Consider the following 16,042-nt stretch of genomic DNA (forward strand, 5'->3'; position numbering starts at 1 on the left):
GGGAACGGCGAAAACGGCCGAGGGGCCGTTTCAGATGCCCTGAAACGGCCCCTCGGCCTGCGACTTCGAAAAGTCGGGACGACAGGATTTGAACCTGCGACCCCTTGACCCCCAGTCAAGTGCGCTACCAAGCTGCGCCACGTCCCGGTGCGTCCTCTCGCGGTGACCCGCGTGATCGCGCGGACAGAACTTTACCCCACGGGCCCGGCGGCGCCGAAGGGGGCACCGGGCGGCACAATCGTCGTATGGGTGGAAAGGGACGCGGAAGCAGCACCTCGGAGGGCCGGGACGCGGAAGGCGCGGCGGCCGTGGCGCGGGACCGGGACGCGGAGGGGCGGGCGCGGAACGCGCGGCCGCGGGACGGGCTCGGGCGGCCGCTGCCGTACGGGGCACCGGGCGTGGAGCGGCAGCCGGAGGGGGTCGTACGGACGCCCGAGGAGACCGTGGCGGAGGCGCAGGCGCTGCTGGACGCGGGGAAGCCGTTCCACGCGCACGAGGTGTTCGAGGACGCCTGGAAGTCGGGGCCCGACGAGGAGCGCACGCTGTGGCGGGGCCTCGCCCAGCTCGCCGTGGGGCTCACCCACGCGGCCCGCGGCAACGTCACCGGCGGGGCGCGGCTGCTGCGGCGCGGGGCGGGCGCGGTGGAGGCGTGGGCGGAGTCGTCCGGGCGGCCGGACGCGTACGGGATGGATCTGACCGGCGTGGTGGCGTGGGCGCGGGAGCTGGCGGGCGTGGTGGAGGCCGGGGCGGACGGCTCCGACGGGGTCGGAGGGGCCGCGGTGGTGGACGCGCGGACACGCGCGCCCCGGCTGTACGGGGCGTGAGGGCACGGGCGGTGGCGGCGCCGCCGGTGCCGTACGGCAGACTCGGGGCGTGCGAAAGATTCATGTCATCGGTATCGGCGCGGGCGACCCCGACCAGCTCACCCTCCAGGCGGTCCGGGCGCTGCGCGGCACGGATGTGTTCTTCCTGCTCGAAAAGGGCGAGGTGAAGTCCGATCTCACGGGGCTGCGCCGGGACATGCTGAAGACGCACGTACCGGAGGGCACCTACCGGATCGTGGAGGCCCGTGACCCGGAGCGGGACCGGCGCGCGGACGGCGCGGCCTACTCGCCGGCCGTCGGCGACTGGCGCGGCGCCCGCGCCGACATCTACGAGCGGCTGATCCTCGAGGAGCTGGGCGAGGACCAGACCGGCGCGTTCCTGGTGTGGGGCGATCCGTCGCTGTACGACAGCACGCTGGGCATCCTGGAGGAGGTGCTGGACCGGGGCGCCGTGGCCTTCGAGTACGACGTGGTGCCCGGCATCAGCAGCGTCTCCTCGCTGGTCGCGCGGCATCGCACGGGGCTGAACCGGGTGGCCGGTGCCGTGCAGATCACCACCGGGCGGCGGCTCTCCGAGGGCTTCCCCGAGGGCGTCGACGACGTCGTCGTGATGCTCGACGCCCATCAGACCTTCCGCGAGTACGCCGACCAGGACATCCACATCTACTGGGGCGCCTACCTCGGCACCCCGGACGAGATCACCGTGTCCGGCCCGATCGCCGAGGCCGCGCCGCGCATCGAGAGGCTGCGGGCCGAGGCCCGGGAGCGCAAGGGCTGGATCATGGACACCTACCTTTTGCGTCGCAACCCGGGACAGGGCTAGGCACCACGTCCGCGAAGGGGCGAGGGGCGGCGGGCGCCGCCGCGGTCAGCGCAGGGCGCTCCGCCGCTGCCACTCGGCCCATGACAGGTTCCACGCGCCGAAGCCGTTCCCCGGCTCGACGACCCCCTTGGTGTCCTTTCCGGTGATCTCGAACGGGTCGCCGGGCCGCACCTGGTCGTAGAACCAGGCCGCGTCCGCGTCGCTCATCCCGATGCAGCCCGAACTGCGGTTGGCGTTGCCGAAGTGGCGGGCGTTCCAGGGGGCGGCGTGCGCGTACATCCCCGACCAGGTCAGCCGCATCGAGTAGTCGACCATCTTGTCGTAGGCGTCGCCGAGACCGACGGTCTCGGAGTTCATGTTGACGGTGCCCTCCTTGGCCATCAGCACGGCGGTACCGCGCCAGGAGCGCTTGTCGCCTCCGGGCGTGCCGCCGGAGACGGGGATGCGCCGGACCGTCCTGCCGTCGCGGACGAGGGTGAGCCGGTGGCTGTCGAGGTCGACCTCGACGACCTGCCGCGCGCCGATGGTGAAGGTGCTCGTGTAGTCGCGCACGAACCAGCCGCCGGTGCCCGAGTCGGTGCCGTTCAGTTCGGCGTTCAGGGTGACCTCGGTCCCGGGCTTCCAGTACGTCTCGGGCCGCCAGTCCACCCGGTCCCGGCCCGACCAGTCGCGTATCCAGCCCCAGGACCCCTCGGTGCCGTCGGAGGTGGTGACCTTCAGCTGCCTCTCGACCTCGGCCCGGTTCTCGACGGGGTTGTCGAAGACCAGGGAGATCGGCTGGGCGATCCCGACGGTGGTGCCGGTGCCCGGTCGCCAGTCGACCTTGTTGACCTTGTCCGCCGGGGAGGTGATGAAGGAGGCCCGGGTGGTGCCGGCGGTGCCGCCCCGCGTCCGGGTCGCCGCCGTCACCTCGTACGCCGTGCCGGGCACGGCCTTGCGGTCCGAGATCCACGTCCGGCCGTCGCGGGCGACCTCACCGGCGAGCCGCCGGCCCTCGGCGTCGGTGACGGTCACCGAGGTGAGACGGCCGCCCGCCGCGGTGACCTTCACCCGCTCACCGGCCGCGGCCTGCCGTCCCGTCGGGGTGACCGTGACGGCGACGGGACGGTCACCGTCCCTCCCGCCCTTGCCCGCGTCCGGCGCGGCGGGAGCGGAGTCCGCGGAACAGGCGGCGAGCGGCGCCAGCAGGGCCGCGGCGACGGCGGTGCGGACAAGGACGTGGGCGCGGGCGGTTCGAGCCAGGGCGTGGGCGGTTCCGGCCAGGGCGCGGGCGCGTATGGGTGTGCGGGACAACGGGACCTCCGTGGGTGACGGACAAGGCGGAAGATGTCGTGACTCTAGAGCCGGATAAGTCCTGGTCAGCGGCGTCCGGGCAATGTGACGGCGACTGGTGGGGAACGGTCATCGTCCGGTCACATTCGCCGCGCGGGACGGTCACGGGCGGCTGTGAGCATCCTCTGCGTCCCCGCGACAGCCGGGGAGAAGGAGAGGCTCACAGACCGTGTCAGCGCTGCTCGTACCGCCCGGCCGCCAGCACGAGGAACGGAACCGGGACCTCAGGCTCGGACCCGTCACCGCCGAGACCTACCGCGCCTTCCTCGCCTCCCCCCGCGGCGCGGCGCTCGGCGCCGGTTTCCTGCAGTGCCCGTCCTGGGCCGACGTCAAGGAGGGCTGGCGCGCCCAGCTGCTCGGCTGGGGGCCGGATCCGGAGGCCGGTGAGCTGACCGGGGTCGCCCTGGTGCTGCTGCGGCAGTTCCCCGGCACCCGCAAGTTCTTCGCCTACCTTCCCGAAGGTCCCGTCGCCGACTGGGCGGACCCGGACCTCGACGGCTGGCTCGCCCCGCTGCTGGAGCATCTGCGCCGCTCGGGTGCCTTCGCCGTGCGCATCGGCCCCTCGCCCGCGTACCGGAGCTGGGACGCCGCCCTGCTGAAGTCGCTCACCGGCCCGGGCAGACACCTGCGTGACGTCCTCGCCAGCGAGGTCGACCCGCTCGGCACCGCCGTCGCCGAACGGCTGCGGGCCCGCGGCTGGCGCCGCTGCGGCGGTGACGGGGCCGGGGACGACGGGGACGCCCAGCCGCGCCACGTCTTCCGGGTGCCGCTCGCCGGGCGTGGCGCCGAGGACCTGTGGTCCGGGCTGAACCAGGAGTGGCGGCGCAACGTGCGGCGCGCCCGGAAGGAGGGCGTGGAGGTCTTGGTGGGCAGCGCGGCGGAACTGCCCGAGTTCTACCGGCTGCTGCGCGTCACGGAGGAGCGCGACGGTTTCCGGCTCGGCCGTTCGCTCGCCTACTACGAGCGTCAGTACGCGGCGCTCAACGCGGAGGAGCCGGGCCGGATGAAGCTCTATCTCGCCCGTCACGGCGGGGAGATCCTCGCCGCCCACACGATGATCACGGTGGGCCGCAGGGTCTGGTACCAGACCGGCGCCTCGGCCGACCACCGCCGCGAGGTCCGGCCCTCCAACGCGCTGCAGTGGCGCATGCTGCTGGACGCCCACGCCCTCGGCGCTGACGTCTACGACATGCGCGGGGTACCCTCCACTCTCGATCCTGACGAACGTGCGTACGGACTGCTGCGCTGGAAGCTCGGCACCGGCGGGCAGGTCGTCGAGACGTTGGGGGAATGGGAGAGACCGTTGAGCGGCACGGCCAACCAGACGCTCTACCGCGCCTTCCAGGCGTATCTGAACCGCCGGTGAGGCCGGCCACGCAGACGGGTGCGGAGCGGGGTGCCGCCGGTGCGGCGGGCGTGAGTTCCGTCGCCGGCGAGGGCACGAAGCCGGTGTCCGCGGCGCGCAGCAGTGCCGTCATGGCGGCCGGCTCGCTGGTGTCCCGGGGCACCGGTTTCGCCCGGTCCGCCGTGGTCGCCGCGGCGCTCGGCACCATCGGGCCGACCGCCGATGGCTACGCGGTCGGCAACTCGCTGCCCACGATCGTCTACATGCTGCTCCTCGGCGGCGCGCTGAACGCCGTCTTCGTGCCCGAACTGGTCAAGGCCGCCAAGGAACACGACGACGGTGGCGCCGCCTACACCGACCGGCTCGTCACGGTCTGCGTCGTCGCGCTGCTGGCGATCACCGCCGCCGCGGTGTGGGCGGCGCCCGCGATCGTCGACGCGTACACCGACTACAGCGGCGCGCAGGCAGCCATGACGACCGCGTTCGCCCGCTACTGCCTGCCCCAGATCTTCTTCCTCGGCGTGTTCACGCTGCTCGGGCAAGTGCTCAACGCCCGCGGCCGGTTCGGCGCGATGATGTGGGCGCCGGTCCTCAACAACGTCGTCGTCATGACCGTCTTCGGCCTGTACCTGGCGCCGGCCATGGGCGGCGGGGACACGCTCACCGCCACCGAGACCGCCGTGCTCGGCTGGGGCACGACCGCCGGTATCGCCGTGCAGGCGCTGGCGCTCGTCCCCGCCCTGCGCGCGGCCCGGTTCCGCTGGCGGCCCCGCTTCGACTGGCGGGGCAGCGGGCTGACCCGCCCGCTGCGGTCGGCCGGCTGGCTGGTGCTGCTGGTCCTGGCCAACCAGGCCGCCTACTGGGTGACGACGCGGCTGGCCACCACCGCGGGCCTGGACGGCGGTCCCGGATTCAGCGCGTACAACAACGCCTACGTCCTGTGGGTCGTCCCGCACGGCATCATCACGGTCTCTCTGGTGACCGCGCTGCTGCCCCGGATGAGCGCGTCGGCCGCCGACGCGGACATGGGGGCCGTGCGACGCGACGTGTCGCACGCCCTGCGTACCTCGGCCGCCGCCGTGGTCCCCGCCGCCTGCGTGCTGTTCGCGCTCGCCCAGCCGGTGATGGCCCTCGTCTTCGGTCACGGCAGGACCGGCGCCGACGACACGGCCGCCATGGCCGGGATCCTGATGGCCTTCGCGCCCGGGCTCGTCGCCATGTCGGGCCAGTACGTGCTGTCCCGCACCTTCTACGCGCTGTCCGACACCCGTACGCCCTTCCTGCTGAACCTGGTGATCGTCGTCCTCAACGCGGGTCTGTCCGTGGCCGCCTCGCAGCTGCTGCCGGCCCGCTGGGCCGTGACGGGGATGGCGGCGGCGTACTCGCTGGCGCTGTGCGCGGGCTGGGTGGTCACGGGCCGGGTGCTGGGCCGCCGGCTGGCCGTCGCCCGGCCCTGGCGGTCCTCCGCCGTCGCGGCGCACGCCCGGCTGCTGCTCGCCGCCGTGCCCGCCACCGTGCTGGGCCACCTGGCGGCCGCCGGCTCCGAGCGGGCGGGGGCCCTGGCCGCGACGGCCGCCGGAGCCGCCGTCGTGGTGCTCGTCTTCGCGCTGCTCGCCCGCCCGCTGCGGCTCACCGAACTCGACGCGCTGATCTCCGCCTGCGCCGGCGGACGGCCCGGCGCTGACCATCCCCAAGGAGACTGTCGATGCCCCGCGTACTCCTCATCGAGGACGACCCCGCCGTGCGCGAAGGGGTCGAACTCGGTCTGCGCCGCCGCGGCCATGACGTTCGGGCGGCCGCGACCGGCGAGGCCGGACTCGCCGCGCTGGGCGAGTTCCGCCCGGATCTGCTGCTGCTGGACCTGATGCTGCCGGGGCTGAACGGCGTCCAGGTCTGCCGGCGCGTCCGCGAGGAGAGCCAGCTGCCGATCATCATGCTCACCGCGCGCGGTGACGACTTCGACGTGATCGTGGGCCTGGAGGCCGGTGCCGACGACTACATCGTAAAGCCCGCGCGCCCCGAGGTGATCGAGGCCCGCATCCGCGCCGTGCTGCGCCGCATCGAGGACACCGGCCCGGGACGGCCGGCCACGGAGGTGCACGGCGACCTCACCATCGACCGGGCCGGACTGACCGTCACCAAGGGCGGCAGGCGCCTGGCGCTCGCCCCCTCGGAGCTGAAGCTGCTGCTCCATCTGTCCGCCGCCCCCGAGCAGGTGTTCAGCCGCCAGCAGCTGCTGGAGCACGTCTGGGAGCACAGCTACCACGCCGACGCGCGCCTGGTCGACGCCTGCGTCCGCCGTCTCCGCAACAAGATCGAGGACGAGTCCGGCACTCCCCGCTACGTCCAGACCCTGCGCGGCTTCGGCTACCGCTTCGGGCCGCTGTGACCGAGGGCATCGACTTCGGCCGGGTGCGCCGCGTCGGGGACGGGGACGGTGGCGGGCCCGGCCTCGACGCGACGCCTGCGGCCGGGGCGTACGGCGACCTGACCGGCCCCGCCGACGAGGCCGGCGGGGCCGGCGACGACCCGGCTCGCGACGAGCACGCGCCGGAACCCGACGGGGTGCCGCGGCCCGCCGCCCGGCGGCGGCGCCGGGCCGCGAACCGCCGGCGGTCGGCGCGGCGGGCGGCGGCCTTCGGGCTGCGCACGCGGCTGGTGCTGGCGTTCCTGCTGGTCGCCGCCGTCAGCGCCGGCACCACCGCCGCGCTGACCTACCGCGAGGCGCGCAACGCCCTGCTGCAGACCGCGCAGGACACCGCGGTGTCGTCGTTCCGCGACCAGGTCCAGCAGACCGGATTCGTGCTGCCCGTGCGGGCCGAGGGACTGGAGGAGGTCCTGCGCGACATCGCCCGCAAGGGCAAGCCGCACCCGTGGGTGGTCTTCGCCGAGTACGGTTCGATCCGCGCGTCCTCGGGCACGAGCCCCGTCTCCACCGTCATCACGACGGAGCTGCGGCGCGCCGCCCGGGCCGATCCGCACGGCAGCTTCGAACGGGTTGTCAAGGACGGCGTCCCCTACCTGACCATCGCCATGCCCACGGTCTTCCGGACGGGTCCGGAGGGCGTCCTGCCGACCCGGCTGATCCTCTACGCCGTCATGCGGATGACCGACGAGCAGGTCAACACGGACGCGTTGCTCACCGCCGCCCGCGACGGCGCCCTGCCCGGCCTCGCCATCGCCCTGCTGCCCGGCCTGCTCGCCGCGCGCAGCGTGCTGCGCCCGGTGCGGGAACTGCGCGAGGCCGCCCAGAGCATGGGCAGCGGCAGGCTCGACACCCGTATCCAGGTGCGGGGCGGCGACGAACTGGCCGAGCTCGCCCACACGTTCAACGAGTCCGCGGCCAAACTCCAGCACTCGGTGCGGGAACTGCGCCGGGCCGAGGCGCGCGCCCGCCGCTTCGCCTCCGACGTCTCGCACGAACTGCGCACCCCGCTCGCCGGAATGCTGGCCGTCACCGAGGTCCTCGACGAGGACGCGGGCCGGCTGGACCCCGACACCGCCCGGGCGGTCCGGCTGATCAGCGCCGAGACCGGGAAGCTCGCCGTGCTCGTCGAGGACCTGATGGAGATCTCCCGCTTCGACGCGCGCGCGGCCGAACTGCACACCGACGAGGTCGACGCCGCCGAGGCCATCCGCAAGACCCTGGAGAACCGGCACTGGACGGGCGACGGCCGGGTCCGCACCCAACTGCCCGACGGCATCCGCGTCCGGCTCGACCCGCGCCGCTTCGACCTCGTCGTCGCCAACCTCGTCGGCAACGCGCTGCGGCACGGCGGCGCGCCCGTGACCGTACGGCTGCGCGGTGAGGCGCGCTCCAACGGTGTGCCGGTGCTGGTCACCGAGGTCGCCGACAGCGGCCCCGGGATCCGGCCCGAGGTGCTGCCGCACATCTTCGACCGCTTCTACAAGGCCGACGCGGCGCGTACCCGCTCGGCGGGCAGCGGCCTGGGGCTGGCGATCACCCTGGAGAACGTCAGGCTGCACGGCGGGACGATCCGCGCGGGGAACCTGCCGGGCGGCGGGGCCGTCTTCACCGTCGAGATACCGCTGCGCACGGAGGAGGACGGCGGATGAGGCGGGAGCGCGGGCTCCGCCGGGCGGTCGCCGCCGCGGTGCCGGCGGCGGTCCTGCTGCTCGGCGGCTGCGGCATCCGGGAGACCGACGTCGTCGAGGCGGGCGGCCCCGCCACCGTGCAGGCCTTCGTCGATCCCGGGTACGACGCGCTGCTCTTCTTCCGCTCCCCCGACGGCCAGGTGAGCCCCGTGATCCGGACGTTCGAGCCCGCGGGCGTGTTCGGGGCCGACTACCAGGAGGGCACCGGCCAGGCTCAGCCGGCCCCGACGGAGAAGGTGATCTCCGCGCTGCTCAGCGGACCGGCGCGGACCGACGAGGCCGCCGGGCTCGCCACCTCGCTCCCCCGGGTCGCCTCCGGCGCGGTCCACGTCAAGTTCCCCGAGAACGGCGACGTCCTGATGGTCGTTCCCCTGGACCTGGCCGAACTGGACACGACCGCGCTGCGCCAATTGATCTGCACGGCCGCCTACAGCAGGGACCGCGACGGCCGGGCCACGGTACGGATGACGGGCCGGGACCAGGCGAGGGCGTCCGGCACCTGCGGCCTCGACACTGCCACGACCGCCGCGCCCCTGTCCGTCGCCCCGGAACCGGACGGAGCCGCCTGGTAGGAGCGGCCGGGCCCTGCCACGCCGTGCGCGGCACAGGCGTTGTCAGTGCGGGGTGCTTCACTTGATCCAACGGCTCGGTGAACGCGACGGCAGCGGTGGACGAGGGGGGTCCGGCCATGGGTGACGGGTTGGAGTGGATCGAGAAGCACGGCGCGGTGGAGGGGTACTACCTGACGTTCGCGCAGGGCATGTCGGCGCGGGACCTGGTCGTGCTGCTGGGCGCCTCGCCCGAGGAGGCCGCCGCCCCGCGCACCACGGCGGAGACGCACGGGCTGCTGCACGAGAAGGTGCCCTGGCAGGACACCCCGCCGGACGTCGCCACGTTCGGCGAGTGCGGCGGCTGGGCGTTCGCCCTGGAGCCGCCGTCGGCCTGGACTCGCGGCGACCGCCTCGGGGAGCAGGCGCCACGCATGCCCGAGGGCACCCGCTCGGTGTCGATCCTGGACACGACGATGGACCCGCCCCAGCTCACCTACGCGGTCGACGGCACCACTGTGTGGCAGTACCACGAGGGCGTCACCTACACCTACCGGTCCGGTCACACGGAACAGCTCGACGCGCGGCTGGTCGCGGCGCGCGTGGCGGTGCCGGAGAACGGGGAGCCCGACTGGTCGACGAGCGGCGACGAGGCCGAGCACGAGGACGACGAAGTCGGCAAGGAGCCGCGGCTGTTCCGGATCGTGGCGGAGCACTTCGGCCTCCGCCTGCCGACGGACGCCCTGCTCGCACAGGAGCTGCCCGCCGTGTTCACCGAGCCCCGCCTGCTGCGCGTCCCCCGGTACGACCCGGCACCAGGTCCCTACGCTCCCTGTGCCCACTGCGGAGGCGCCATGCGGCTCGCGGCCCCCGAGTGGGGTCCCGGCCACTCGCTGCTGACCTGCGAGAGCTGCGAGGAGAGCCGGGCACAGGAGGCGCCGCTGCGGGAGATCGAGGAGATACCCAACCCCGCGTACCGGCACCTGGACGGCATCGGGCCGGGCGTATCGAACGGTTGACGGTCCAGCGGCGTCGCAGTGGTACCGCCGTCGCGGTCGCCGCCGTGGGCGCCGCCGGCCGCTCGTGTCCGTCGAAGGGATCCGCCATGACCGCTGTCCGCCGCACCGCCCGCTCCGTGACCGCCGCGATTCTGCTGACCGGGGGCCTGCTGGCGACGACCGCCGCCTGCGGGGACGACACCCCCACGCCTCGGGCGACCGCCGCCGAGGAGCGGGGCACCGATTGGAAGGAACCCGCCGCGTACTCCTACACGTTGACGTCGAGCGAAGGGGAGCGGTCCCTGCTGGGCACCTTCCGGGTGACCGTACGGGACGGCGAGGTGACCGACGCGAGGGGGCTCGACGAGAGCGGGCGACGGGTGGTGGAGCAGCTGCCCGGTGAAGTGCCCACGCTCGGCGAGCTGCTGGAGGAACTGGCGCGGGCGCGGCGCGACGAGGCGGACACGGCGGAGGCGAAGTACGCCGCCGACGGTCATCCCGTGCGCATCTCGCTGGACTGGGACGAGAACGCCCTGGACGACGAGGCGGACTACGTCGTCACCGGGTACGAGCCCGGTCCCGGGCCCGACTAGGCGGAGCCCGTCGTGACCGCGATCGTGCCCTGGGCGACCGCGCACAGGGTCTCGGCGCCCGTCTCGTCCACGGTGGTCAGGTCGCAGCGGCACACGACACGGGTGCGGCCGGCACGGACGACGCGGGCCTCGGCACGCAGCAGTGTGCCGACCGCCGGGCGCAGATAGTCGATGGTGTAGCCGGAGGTGATGAGCCCGGAGCCGACGGCGGCGCCGGCGGCGAAGGTGAGGGCGTTGTCGGCGGCGTAGCCGAGGACGCCGCCGTGCAGGAAGCCGTACTGCTGCCGCAGGTCCTCGCGGATGTCGAGTTCGAGGGTGGCCGCTCCGTCGCCGAAGGCCGTCAGGCGGGCGCCGAGGAGCTTGCTGAAGGGCTGGGCGGCGAGCACCTGCCGGGCGGTCGCGAGCTCCAGGCCGTCGTTGCCGTTGCCGTTCACTTCCCACCTCACGGTTTCACTTCACTAGTGAAGTGAGCCTCCCGCGCGTGCTCCTCGTCTGTCAAGATCCCACCCATGACCCAGCCCGCCGAACCGTCCTCCGACCCGCGTCTGTTCTTCCTGCTGCAACAGGCGGCACACCGGTTGCGCACCGCCGCGGACCGCCGCTGTCTGGCCGCCGCCGGGGTCACCACGGCCCAGCTCGGCGCGCTGTTCGCCGTGCACGACGAGCCGGGCCTCACCCAGCAGCGGCTCGCCCGGGTGCTCGGGCTGCGCGAGTCCGCGGTGACCGGGCTGGTCGCCCGGCTCGGCAAGGCGGGGCTGCTCGCGAAGCGCGCGCATCCGCGTGAGCATCGTGCCGTCGTGCTGGAGCTGACCGAGGACGGCGTGGCCGCGCTGGACGCCGCCCGGCCCGAGATCGACCGTTTCAACGGGGAGCTGCGCGCCCTGCTCGGCGAGCAGGGGTTCACCCGCACGGCCGCCGCGCTGCACCGGCTCGCCCACTGGGAGGGCTGACGGCTGCCCACGGCGGCGGCGGCGCGGTTATCGTCCTGTCATGGACCCGGTGCGTGCCGTGCTCATCGACATCGACGGCGTTCTGACCGTCTCCTGGCAGCCGCTGCCGGGCGCGGTCGACGCGCTGCGGGCGATCAGGGCCGCGGGACTGCCCTTCGCGCTGGTGACGAACACGACGTCCCGCACGCGCGCGTCGATCGCCGGGACACTGGCGGACGCGGGGTTCCCGGTGACCGCCGACGACGTCCTCACCGCACCGGCCATCACCGCAGCCCACCTCGCCGAGCGGTATCCGCACGCGCGCTGCTTCCTGCTGAACAGCGGGGAGATCGAGGCGGATCTGGCGGGTGTGCGCCTGGTCGGCGAGGGTGGCGGAGGCGGCGGTGCGGAAGCCGGGGACGACGCCGTCGACGTCGTGCTCGTCGGCGGGGCCGGGCCCGAGTTCGAGTACGCGGCCCTGGACCGGGCCTTCGGGTATCTGCAGCGCGGGGCGCGGCTGGTGGCGATGCACCGCAACCTGTACTGGCGTACCGAGGACGGGCTGCGGCTGGACTCGGGTGCGTTCCTGGCCGGGCTGGAGCAGGCCGCCCGCACCGAGGCCGAGGTGACCGGGAAGCCCTCGGCGGCGTTCTTCGAGGCGGCGCTCCGGCGGCTCGGGGCCCCGGCGGGCGAGGCGGTGATGGTGGGCGACGACATCGAGTCCGACGTACTCGCCGCACAGCGCGCCGGTCTCACGGGGGTGCTGGTGCGGACGGGGAAGTACCTGCCGGAGACCCACCGGTCGGCGAGCGGCGAACCCGACCATGTGGTCGACTCGTTCGCGGACCTTCCCGCGCTGCTGGGGCTGCGGGCACCGGGCGGTTAGCTCCTGCCGTTCGGATCGGGCCGGCCGACTCGGCCCGCCGTCAGCCCGCCGTCAGCGCGTCGCCCAGGACGTGGGCCTGGATGGCGGTGGCCGCCGCGCCGCGGGCCCAGTACGTGAAGTCGCTGTGCTGGATCCGCACGTCCAGCGGGGCGGTGCTCGGGGCGCGGTCGGCTCGTACCCCCTCGTCCACGGCGGCGCGGGCGACCTCGGCCAGACGTACACCCTCCCCCGTGAGCACGATCTTCCGCACCAGCGTGAAGTTGGCCACGGCGGCGAGGAGCCGGCCGAGGGCGCGGCCGGACGCGGTGATCACGTGGGTGGCGACCGGGTCACCGGCCGCGGCGAGGTCCAGGCACTCGTCGTAGGTGACCGGGCGGCACAGTCCGACGGACACGGCGGCGCGGATGGACGGCTTGGACAGCATGGCCGTGGCGCAACCCCGGTGCCCGCTGGGGCAGAGGGGGCCCAGCGGGTCGAGGGGGCAGTGCCCCAGCAGTCCCACTCCGGCGTCCGGGCTGTCGACGACGGTGTCGTGCATGACCAGGCCGTAGCCGACCCCGGCGCCGACGGTGATGACGGCGAAGCGGTCGTGTCCCCGGGCGGTGCCGAACCAGTGCTCGGCCCGGGTCAGCGCCAGCAGGTCGTTGTCGACGGTGACGGGCACGCCGAGGGCGTCGGCGAGCAGTCCGCCGAGGGGTACGTCCTGGCTCCAGCCGAGGAACGGCGCCTCCGTGACGGTGGTGTGGTGGATGACGCGTCCGCCGAGGCCGACTCCGACCCCGCTGATCCGGGTGCCCCGGGCGGTCAGTTCTCCGGTCAGCTCGCTCACCGCCGCCACGACGGACGCCGGGTCCCGGCCGGGGAGCGGCTTGTGCGCCGCGTCGACGACGTCGGCGCGCATCGTGGTGAGGACGGCGTAGACGTCGTCGCCGGTGACCTTGGCGCCTATGAAGTGGTGGGCGGCCGGATTGATGTCCAGGGGCCTGGTCCGGCGTACCGTCCCGGACTCCTTGTCGGGACCGGAGTCCACCTCGACGAGCAGACCGTCGTCGACGAGCGGCTTGGTGAGCCGGGTGAGGCTGCCGGCCGACATGTCCAGGCGGCGAGCGATCTCACTGCGGGAGACGGGACCGCGCAGCAGGACTTCCAGGGCGACAGCGCGGCTGGGACCGATCATCGGGGTCGACGTCGCTGACGTGGCATCCACTGGGTGGCCCTCCGCGGGTCGGGACGGTCGGCAGGTCGGCTTCAGCATCCCACACACAGCCACCCACACACCCCCTGGTTACTTCCGAGATGAAAACAACAGGCCGATCCTCGCAGTGTTTCGCCCGAAAAAGGAGCGTGTTTCCGAGGGGTTGACGGGAAGACGCTTCCGCATTGAAAGTTCCGTCCAAGTCGAACGGCCCGCCTCCCCGCCCCTCGGCGAGGGTCCGGGCGTTCCCTCTCTCCTCCAAGGACTCCCCCTATGCCCGAGCGTCCTCACGACGACCTCCTCCACTTCCGCGCCGCCGGCATGAGCCTCGTCCTGGACTGCGCCGGCGGCCTCCTCCCCCGGGTCGTCCACTGGGGCGCGGATCTCGGCGACCTCACCGGCGACGCGCTGGCCGGCCTGGTCCGCGGCGAGGCGGCGCAGGTCATGTCGTGCTCACTCGACGATCCGGTGCCCGTCAGCGTGCTCCCCCAGCAGTCCGCCGGCTGGCTCGGCACGCCCGGGCTGACCGGGCACCGGGACGGGGAGGACTTCTCCACCGCCTTCGCCACCCGGTCCGTACGGACCGTGCGGACCGTGCGGACCGGCCCCGGCGAAGGGCCGGTGGCGCACCGCGTGGCCGTGGACTGCGTCGACCGCCACGCGGAACTCGCGCTGGCCCTCGAGATCGAGGTCACCGCGTCGGGACTGGTACGGCAGCGCGCCACCCTCACCAACGAGGGCACCCGCCCCTACACCGTCGACGGCCTGCTGCTGACCCTGCCCGTGCCCGGCCACGCCACCGAACTGCTCGACCTCACCGGCCGGCATCTGCGTGAACGCGCGCCGCAGCGGCACTCGTTCACGCTCGGCACCCATCTGCGGGAGAACCGGCGCGGCCGCACCGGCATCGACGCCACGCTCGTACACGTCGCGGGCGAGAGCGGTTTCGGCTTCCGCACCGGTGAGGTGTGGGGGCTGCACGTCGCCTGGAGCGGCAACCACCGCTCGCTGGCCGAGGCGACCCCGGCCGGTGTGCGCCTGCTCGGCGGTGGCGAGGTCCTGCTGTCCGGCGAGGTCCGGCTCGCCGAGGGCGAGACGTACACCTCCCCGTGGGTCTACGGGTCGTACGGGTACGGGCTCGACGAGCTGGCCGGACGCTTCCACGGCTATCTGCGCGACCGCGAGCGACACCCCCGGTCGCCGCGGCCGGTCACCCTGAACACCTGGGAAGCCGTCTACTTCCGGCACGACGCGGAGAAGCTGAAGGCCCTCGCCGACGCCGCCGCCGAGGTGGGCGCGGAACGCTTCGTCCTGGACGACGGATGGTTCCGGGGCCGCCGGGACGACACCGCCGGGCTCGGCGACTGGTACGTCGACAAGGACGTCTGGCCCGAGGGGCTGCACCCGCTGGTGGACCACGTGCACGCGCTGGGCATGCAGTTCGGTCTCTGGTTCGAGCCGGAGATGGTCAACCCCGACTCCGGCCTCGCCCGCGCCCACCCCGAGTGGATCATGGCCATGGGCGGACGCGTCCCGCCGGCCGCCCGCAACCAGCAGGTCCTCGATCTCGGCCACCCGGAGGCGTACGCGTACGTCCTGGAGCGCCTGGACGCGCTCGTCACCGAGTACCGCATCGGCTACATCAAGTGGGACCACAACCGTGACCTGGTCGAGGCCGGGCACAGCCCGCTCGGGACGGCGGGGGTCCACGTCCAGACCGCCGCCGTGTACCGGCTCGTCGACGAACTCCGGGCACGCCACCCTCACCTGGAGATCGAGTCCTGTTCGTCCGGCGGCGGGCGCGTCGACCTGGGCATCCTGGAGCGCACCGACCGGGTGTGGACCAGCGACTGCATCGACGCCCTGGAACGCCAGCAGATCCAGCGCTGGACCGGACTCCTCCTGCCGCCCGAACTCCTCGGCTCACACGTCTCCTCCCCCGTCGCCCACACCACCGGCCGCGCCCACACCCTCGACTTCCGCGCGGGGACGGCCCTGTTCGGCCACTTCGGCATCGAATGGGACCTCACCCTCGCCTCCCCCGAGGAGCGGGCCGGCCTCGCCGAGTGGATCGCGGCGTACAAGCGGCTGCGGCCCCTGCTGCATTCGGGCACGGTCGTCCACGCCGACCACCACGACCCGGCCCTCTGGCTGCACGGCGTCGTCGCACCCGACCGGTCCCGTGCCGTGTACGCCTTGGTGCAGACGGCCACCAGCGTGCAGTCCCCGCCCGGACGGGTCCGGCTGCCCGGCCTCGACCCCGACGCGGTCTACCACCTGTCCCCGCTCGCGCCCGGAGACCGCCCCGAGGGACCCACCGGCCATCGGCTCCCCTGGTGGCACGGCGACGGCGTGGAGCTGCCCGGACGGGTCCTGACGGCCACCGGCGTCCAGGCGCCCGCCCTGTACCCGGAGCGCCTCGCTCTCTTCCAGGCCGTCCGCGTCTGACGCCA

At 73.7% G+C, this 16,042-nt stretch carries 15 protein-coding genes and 1 tRNA gene; 12 read left to right on the plus strand and 4 right to left on the minus strand.

The features are described 5' to 3' along the window. Positions 1–73 precede the first annotated feature (73 nt). A tRNA-Pro gene (locus tag ACSU6L_RS04965) sits at positions 74–147 on the minus strand. 98 nt (positions 148–245) lie between these two features. Here ACSU6L_RS04965 and ACSU6L_RS04970 point away from each other — a divergent pair. Then, a complete protein-coding gene (locus tag ACSU6L_RS04970; RefSeq protein ID WP_437053912.1) occupies positions 246–824 on the plus strand; it encodes a DUF309 domain-containing protein in 579 nt (192 codons plus the stop codon). Positions 825–873: 49 nt separating this feature from the next. Continuing rightward, complete coding sequence (cobF, locus tag ACSU6L_RS04975) at positions 874–1,647, plus strand: precorrin-6A synthase (deacetylating) (RefSeq protein WP_437053914.1); 774 nt, start codon at positions 874–876, stop codon at positions 1,645–1,647. A 45-nt stretch (positions 1,648–1,692) separates the two neighbouring features. Here cobF and ACSU6L_RS04980 read toward each other — a convergent pair whose 3' ends face one another. Then, a complete protein-coding gene (locus ACSU6L_RS04980; RefSeq protein WP_437064765.1) occupies positions 1,693–2,889 on the minus strand; it encodes an Ig-like domain-containing protein in 1,197 nt (398 codons plus the stop codon). 259 nt (positions 2,890–3,148) lie between these two features. Here ACSU6L_RS04980 and ACSU6L_RS04985 point away from each other — a divergent pair, with 259 nt between their 5' ends. The 7 genes from ACSU6L_RS04985 to ACSU6L_RS05015 all read left to right on the plus strand — a co-directional run bounded on the left by ACSU6L_RS04985 (position 3,149) and on the right by ACSU6L_RS05015 (position 10,579). Further along, complete coding sequence (locus tag ACSU6L_RS04985) at positions 3,149–4,345, plus strand: lipid II:glycine glycyltransferase FemX (protein ID WP_437053916.1); 1,197 nt, start codon at positions 3,149–3,151, stop codon at positions 4,343–4,345. A 110-nt stretch (positions 4,346–4,455) separates the two neighbouring features. Continuing rightward, complete coding sequence (murJ, locus tag ACSU6L_RS04990; protein WP_437064767.1) at positions 4,456–6,189, plus strand: murein biosynthesis integral membrane protein MurJ; 1,734 nt, start codon at positions 4,456–4,458, stop codon at positions 6,187–6,189. Continuing rightward, complete coding sequence (locus ACSU6L_RS04995) at positions 6,090–6,713, plus strand: winged helix-turn-helix domain-containing protein (RefSeq protein ID WP_437064769.1); 624 nt, start codon at positions 6,090–6,092, stop codon at positions 6,711–6,713. Before murJ ends, ACSU6L_RS04995 begins: the two co-directional genes overlap by 100 nt. A gap of 176 nt (positions 6,714–6,889) precedes the next feature. Beyond that, the gene (locus tag ACSU6L_RS05000) at positions 6,890–8,401 is read left to right on the plus strand and encodes an ATP-binding protein (RefSeq protein ID WP_437064771.1); all 1,512 of its coding nucleotides are present in this window, start codon (positions 6,890–6,892) and stop codon (positions 8,399–8,401) included. Beyond that, the gene (locus ACSU6L_RS05005) at positions 8,398–9,012 is read left to right on the plus strand and encodes a hypothetical protein (RefSeq protein ID WP_437053918.1); all 615 of its coding nucleotides are present in this window, start codon (positions 8,398–8,400) and stop codon (positions 9,010–9,012) included. Before ACSU6L_RS05000 ends, ACSU6L_RS05005 begins: the two co-directional genes overlap by 4 nt. Positions 9,013–9,128: 116 nt before the next feature. After that, positions 9,129–10,007, plus strand: coding sequence for a hypothetical protein (locus tag ACSU6L_RS05010; protein ID WP_437053920.1), 879 nt, complete (start codon positions 9,129–9,131; stop codon positions 10,005–10,007). Between the two features lie 86 nt (positions 10,008–10,093). Beyond that, a complete protein-coding gene (locus ACSU6L_RS05015) occupies positions 10,094–10,579 on the plus strand; it encodes a DUF6174 domain-containing protein (protein ID WP_437053922.1) in 486 nt (161 codons plus the stop codon). Here ACSU6L_RS05015 and ACSU6L_RS05020 read toward each other — a convergent pair. Further along, positions 10,576–11,025, minus strand: coding sequence for a PaaI family thioesterase (locus tag ACSU6L_RS05020; protein WP_437053924.1), 450 nt, complete (start codon positions 11,023–11,025; stop codon positions 10,576–10,578). The two genes, ACSU6L_RS05015 and ACSU6L_RS05020, sit on opposite strands and share 4 nt — an antisense overlap. A 63-nt stretch (positions 11,026–11,088) precedes the next feature. Between ACSU6L_RS05020 and ACSU6L_RS05025 the strand changes: the two genes are divergently transcribed. Together ACSU6L_RS05025 and ACSU6L_RS05030 are read left to right on the plus strand one after the other, a co-directional pair. Continuing rightward, a complete protein-coding gene (locus ACSU6L_RS05025; protein ID WP_437053926.1) occupies positions 11,089–11,529 on the plus strand; it encodes a MarR family winged helix-turn-helix transcriptional regulator in 441 nt (146 codons plus the stop codon). A gap of 40 nt (positions 11,530–11,569) precedes the next feature. After that, positions 11,570–12,394 carry an HAD-IIA family hydrolase gene (locus ACSU6L_RS05030; protein ID WP_437053928.1) on the plus strand — a complete coding sequence of 275 codons (825 nt, stop codon included), beginning with the start codon at positions 11,570–11,572 and terminating at the stop codon, positions 12,392–12,394. Between the two features lie 40 nt (positions 12,395–12,434). On the opposite strand, the gene ACSU6L_RS05035 is transcribed toward ACSU6L_RS05030, so the two are convergent. Beyond that, positions 12,435–13,571: an ROK family transcriptional regulator gene (locus ACSU6L_RS05035; RefSeq protein WP_437053930.1), complete on the minus strand. Its 1,137-nt coding sequence runs from the start codon at positions 13,569–13,571 to the stop codon at positions 12,435–12,437. A gap of 291 nt (positions 13,572–13,862) precedes the next feature. On the opposite strand from ACSU6L_RS05035, the gene ACSU6L_RS05040 reads away from it, so the two are divergent. Further along, the gene (locus tag ACSU6L_RS05040; RefSeq protein WP_437053932.1) at positions 13,863–16,037 is read left to right on the plus strand and encodes an alpha-galactosidase; all 2,175 of its coding nucleotides are present in this window, start codon (positions 13,863–13,865) and stop codon (positions 16,035–16,037) included. The last annotated feature ends 5 nt before the right edge of the window (positions 16,038–16,042 follow it).

The organism is Streptomyces sp. enrichment culture, from assembly GCF_964272855.1.
In the GTDB taxonomy this organism is placed as follows: Bacteria; Actinomycetota; Actinomycetes; order Streptomycetales; family Streptomycetaceae; genus Streptomyces.

Coding starts and splice junctions, on each gene's coding strand:
- ACSU6L_RS04970 (WP_437053912.1), top strand. CDS start 246: ATGGGTGGAAAGGGACGCGGAAGCAGCACCTCGGAGGGCCGGGACGCG.
- murJ (WP_437064767.1), top strand. CDS start 4,456: ATGGCGGCCGGCTCGCTGGTGTCCCGGGGCACCGGTTTCGCCCGGTCC.
- ACSU6L_RS05005 (WP_437053918.1), top strand. CDS start 8,398: ATGAGGCGGGAGCGCGGGCTCCGCCGGGCGGTCGCCGCCGCGGTGCCG.
- ACSU6L_RS05010 (WP_437053920.1), top strand. CDS start 9,129: ATGGGTGACGGGTTGGAGTGGATCGAGAAGCACGGCGCGGTGGAGGGG.
- ACSU6L_RS05015 (WP_437053922.1), top strand. CDS start 10,094: ATGACCGCTGTCCGCCGCACCGCCCGCTCCGTGACCGCCGCGATTCTG.
- ACSU6L_RS05025 (WP_437053926.1), top strand. CDS start 11,089: ATGACCCAGCCCGCCGAACCGTCCTCCGACCCGCGTCTGTTCTTCCTG.
- ACSU6L_RS05030 (WP_437053928.1), top strand. CDS start 11,570: ATGGACCCGGTGCGTGCCGTGCTCATCGACATCGACGGCGTTCTGACC.
- ACSU6L_RS05035 (WP_437053930.1), bottom strand. CDS start 13,571: ATGATCGGTCCCAGCCGCGCTGTCGCCCTGGAAGTCCTGCTGCGCGGT.
- ACSU6L_RS05040 (WP_437053932.1), top strand. CDS start 13,863: ATGCCCGAGCGTCCTCACGACGACCTCCTCCACTTCCGCGCCGCCGGC.